This window comes from Clostridium sp. (assembly GCF_040797585.1).
Classification (GTDB): Bacteria; Bacillota; Clostridia; order Clostridiales; family Clostridiaceae; genus Clostridium_Z.
Map to the genome: position 1 here is coordinate 1 of NZ_JBFNEO010000215.1, position 4,724 is coordinate 4,724.

Sequence of the window (4,724 nt, forward strand, 5' to 3'; positions counted from 1 at the left end):
GTTATGAAGGTCCTAATAGAAAGAGCAAGAATCATAGGTATGGAAAAATTAGTTGTGCCAGAGGTCTATAGTTATAATAATAGATCACAAAATTTATTTGCTTCTTTAGGGTTCACATTAGTAAAGGAGGATCATAGAAGAAAATCTTATGAGCTTGTATTATGATTTTAGATGTTAATAAAATTTAGGTTTAGTATATTAAAAATTTATTATAGAACATAATTAGGGGAGTATAATATATTCTCCTCTAATTATGCGTTAACTTTACCAATAAACTAAAATAGATTATTTATAAAAGTTATAAAATCTAAGTTATAAATTGTATTATGCAAATATAGGTTATTTTTTAGATCTAAAAGATTTCAAGGAGTTAAATTCTTTATCCTTTTTATCTTTTCTTTTATTCTTAAAGGATTTATCGTTACTTAGATCTTCCTTATGTTTACTTTTTGAGGACTTATCTTTAGTTTTTTTAGAATTCTTATTATCTAAAGTTGACTTATTTTTATTATGTTCTTCTTTTTTCTTTTTTCTAATAGAGTACCCAAAGGAGCCTAATGGTTTAGAATTCAATCCATAATATTCACCATGGGAGTATGCAATAAGATTAGCTTTATCAAATCTTATCTTACCTTTTTCATCAATAATATTTTCATTAACTTTAACATTTAATATCTCAAGTAAAAACATATCATGGGTTCCAAGAGGAGTTATACTTTTTACTTTACATTCCAGTGCAACTGGAGAAATATCTAATGATGGAGTATCTATTGCAGAACCTGGATCAAGTTTAAGATCAAAGTGCTTTATCTTATCAACCTTTCTTCCGCTTTGCACTCCGCAGAAATCAGTTATTTTTACCATGTCTTTTGTAGTTAGATTTATTACACATTCCATACTTTCTTTTATATACTCATAAGATAATCTTTCAGGTCTTATACCTATGGCCATTACAGGAGGTTTAGTACAGACTGTACTTACCCATCCTATTGTAAAAATATTAGTTTTACCTTCTTTATTCTTACAGGTAACTAGTACCACAGGGGTAGGGTTTAGCATTACGCTACCTTTAAAGTTCTGTTTTTTCATAAAAATATTCTATCCTTTCTTATACTTTATGTATATACTGGGTAGAGTTTTACCCATAGTATTATAAAGTGTTGATTCTATATGCTTAATTTTACATGCCATTAATATAACTATAGCTGTACTTAATAGTACTATAGCTTTAAATTTATAATTATTCATAGAACGAATCTTCCTTGAGATGGTATTCTTTCCATCATCTGAAGGTTAGATGAGTTAATCAAGGAAAAGGGATTAAAATTACGCTACCTCTAAAATCCAGCTTATTTATTACTTAAAAATTACATTATATTATAACATTAATACAAGTATTCTTACTACCTATAATATGAACTAAGCTATCTATGAATTTAATGAAGTTCATAGATAGCTTTAATTAATACAAATAATAAATATTCCATTTCAAAGTAGATTTCATATATAAAAAAACAATAAGAATGTTATTAAGTATAATTATTCTAGGAAAAATTAATACTAATCCTAGGGTGATGAAAATGGAGAAAAATATATTAACAGAGGATCTTTTAGATAATGTAAATGAAATAACTTCAAGATTCCAAGGAAATCCTAGCCTTATAAAAAAAGAATTGATACTTAATGAAAATATTAAGGTTTTTATTATATATCTGGATCAAATTGCAGATGGAAAATATATAGAAGAGAGCATTATTCATCCACTTTTATTTTTCATTAAATATCCTCTTAAAAAAGATGAAGAGTTAATTAGGAATATAATGAGTAGATACTTAGTGTCTAGTAATTGTGAAACAAGTGATGATATAAGTGTTTTATGCTCTAATATATTAAAAGGTAAGACTGTTATTTTAATTGAAGATTCTACACAGGCTATTTTATGTAATACAGTTAGTTCTAATTATAGAAGTATTCAAGAATCTATAACAGAGAAATCTGTAAAAGCAGCTAGAGAAAGTTTTGTAGAGAATATTGAAATAAATTTAGCAATGATAGAGAGAAAAATTTCTAATAATAAGTTTAAGGTAGAAAAGTATGTAGTTGGAGAAATAACTAATACCTCAGTATTTATTACATATATTGACGGCTTAGTTGAAGATAGCATATTAAATAATGTTAAAAATAAAGTGAATGCCATAAAGTCTCCATCCATGTTATCTATTGGATTCATAGAGCAGCTTATGGAGGATCATAGTCTTAATATTTTTCCTACAGCTAAGAGTACAGAAAGACCGGATAAGGTTGCAGCAGATTTACTAGAAGGTAAGGTGGCAATATTAGTAGCAGAAAACTCATCAGCACTTATAGTACCAGCAACATTTGTTGAATTTCTTGAAGGATTTGATGACTATTCTCAAAGAACGATTGTAGCGTCCTTTTCAAGGATTTTAAGGTTTATAGCACTTTTTTTAATTCTTTTTTTAGACTCTATTTATTTAGTAGTATTAGCTTATAATTCAATTCTTTTTCCATACAAGCTAGTAATTCTTTTAATAGACTCCAGACTTAATATACCGCTTCCGCCATTTCTAGAGATTTTATGTATGGAGCTTGCTGTAGAAACTTTAAGGGAAGGAGGATTAAGACTTCCAAGTCCTATAGGAAGTACCCTTGCTATAGTAGGAGGGCTTGTTATAGGAGAAGCGGCCACAAGGGCAAATTTAGCTAGTTACTCTACTTTATTGGTAGTGGCTATAACTGTAATATGTAGTTTTTTAATACCTAATTATGAGATGGTCTTATCTATAAGAATACTGAGATTTTTTCTTCTTATACTTGCTCAGATATTCGGTTTTTTTGGAATTATAGTTGGTGGATATCTCCTTCTTATTATATTAATTAAAACTGAGTCTTTTGGAGTGCCTTATTTTTCTCCTTTAGCTCCCTTAAGATCGGCAGATTTAAAGGATTCCTTTATTAGAAGCCCACTAAAGTACATTTTAAGAAAGCCTGATACATATAAGGAAAGTAGATGGGGGGATAAGGATGAAGAAGATAAGTAACTCTATTACAAAAAATCAATATCTTTTTTTAGTTCAAGGAGCATTAATAGGTATAGGGATTTTATCATTCTCTTCAAGTATTAGTGAAAAGTCTCAAAAGTCTGGATGGGTGGTTACTCTAATTGGAGGAATATATCCCTTATTTATTGCTATTGTTTCTAGTTTTATATATAAAAATTTAAATTATCCTAATTTTTATAATATGTGTGAGAGGATCTATGGAAAAATACTAGCTAAGATATTCACTACAATATTCTTAATACACTATATTATTTTAGAGGCAACATTGTTAGCAGGATTTGCTAATGTGTTAGACTCTTTTTTACTATTTTTTATTCCAGCATATTTTATTGTTTTTGTTACACTTATAGTTGTAGTTATAAGTGCTGGTGGAGGACTAACTGATTTAGGAAGAGTAACAGAGCTATTTTTTTACATAACCTTAGCAATACTTTTTATCTTAATCTCCTTTGTAAATGAGATTGAGCCTAATAATATTTTTCCAGTATTTAATGGAATTTCTCCTATTATAAAAGGTATACCAGGAAGCTTTGATGCATATATAGGTGCAGAGATAATGTTCTTTTCTATTTACTGGGTAACTGATAAATCTAAAGTTCTTAAGGCTGGAATAATAGGAAGCTTAATTACTATATTTATATATGTGTTAACTACATTTATAGTTGTAGGATGTTTAGGCTGGAATTTATCTTCTATGTTAGAATATCCACTTATTTTTCTTATAGGAACAAGAGACCTCCCTGTTATATCTAACTTTGAGGCTATATTTATATTATTATGGAGTGCTATCATTATGAAGACCCTTGCTTGTGAGCAGTTTGTACTTGGATATTGTATTTCAGAAGTTATAAATATATCTTATAGGAAGGCCTGCGTCGTATCTATGTTACCAGTAGCTGTCTTAACTCTTCTACTGACCACAGAAGTTAAGAGAAGAGCATTTCTTTCAAGCACACTAAAATATCAAATTATCTTTATTATTATATGGAGTATCATGACCTTAATTCTAAGTTTTATAAAAAAGACAGGTGAGAATTGTGAAAAAACTTAAAATTTTAATACCTCTTATACTAATGTTTTCCTTATCATCTTGCTATGATAGAGATCCTATTGAAAAGTTAACAGTAGTTTCAGGAGCTGGATATGATGTTATTGGAACTGAATATGTCAATTCAATAGAGTATTTAATATTTAAGGGAAATAAGGTTGTTAATAGAGAGGTGATGAATAGTTCTGGAGAGACTCTTTATGAAAGTAGAAATAGATTTTCATTAAAAACCTCTAAAGAATATTTAATGGGTAATATTAGGATTTATGTAATAGGAGAGAATAGAGCTAGAGAAGGAATTAAGGATCTAATAGATGTGTTTATAAGAGATTACGAAAGAAGATTAACTCCTGTATTAGTTTTGTGTGAAGGAAGTGCAGATAAAATGCTTAAATTGACTCCTAGAAGCAGTACTACTATGGCAGAAGTTCTAGAGGGATTGCTTGAAACTTCTGCTAATTCCTATTTTTTTAATCATAAAGCACAACTTAAAGATATAATATATATGTATTTCCAAGAGGGAAGAAGAATGATAATACCTTGTTTAAGACAAGTAGAAGATAGGGTAGAAGTATCAGGGCTTGGTGTATTTG

General features: G+C 28.7%; 4 protein-coding genes and 1 pseudogene. 3 read left to right on the forward strand and 2 right to left on the reverse strand.

Annotated features, from left to right (window positions below):
* Positions 1-519: 519 nt before the first annotated feature.
* Both AB2369_RS11505 and AB2369_RS11510 read right to left on the reverse strand, forming a co-directional pair.
* Positions 520-1,089 (reverse strand): annotated as a pseudogene (locus AB2369_RS11505) (flavin reductase family protein); the annotation flags it as partial.
* Between the two features lie 9 nt (positions 1,090-1,098).
* Positions 1,099-1,248, reverse strand: a complete 150-nt coding sequence (locus AB2369_RS11510) for a hypothetical protein (protein WP_367666622.1) — start codon at positions 1,246-1,248, stop codon at positions 1,099-1,101.
* 332 nt (positions 1,249-1,580) lie between these two features.
* On the opposite strand from AB2369_RS11510, the gene AB2369_RS11515 reads away from it, so the two are divergent.
* From AB2369_RS11515 to AB2369_RS11525, 3 genes are all read left to right on the forward strand, one after another.
* Positions 1,581-3,062 (forward strand): spore germination protein, encoded by a 1,482-nt coding sequence (locus tag AB2369_RS11515; protein ID WP_367666623.1) that lies wholly within the window; start codon positions 1,581-1,583, stop codon positions 3,060-3,062.
* Entirely contained in the window at positions 3,046-4,134 is a 1,089-nt protein-coding gene (locus AB2369_RS11520) for a GerAB/ArcD/ProY family transporter (protein WP_367666624.1), read from the forward strand. The genes AB2369_RS11515 and AB2369_RS11520 overlap by 17 nt, the downstream gene beginning before the upstream one ends.
* The coding region (locus tag AB2369_RS11525) for a hypothetical protein (protein WP_367666625.1) at positions 4,121-4,724 on the forward strand (604 nt) is incomplete at its 3' end. The genes AB2369_RS11520 and AB2369_RS11525, both read left to right, overlap by 14 nt.

What these genes read in the sequence shown, in the direction of transcription:
- AB2369_RS11520 (WP_367666624.1), top strand. Translation starts at nt 3,046, where the DNA reads ATGAAGAAGATAAGTAACTCTATTACAAAAAATCAATATCTTTTTTTA.
- AB2369_RS11510 (WP_367666622.1), bottom strand. Translation starts at nt 1,248, where the DNA reads ATGAATAATTATAAATTTAAAGCTATAGTACTATTAAGTACAGCTATA.
- AB2369_RS11515 (WP_367666623.1), top strand. Translation starts at nt 1,581, where the DNA reads ATGGAGAAAAATATATTAACAGAGGATCTTTTAGATAATGTAAATGAA.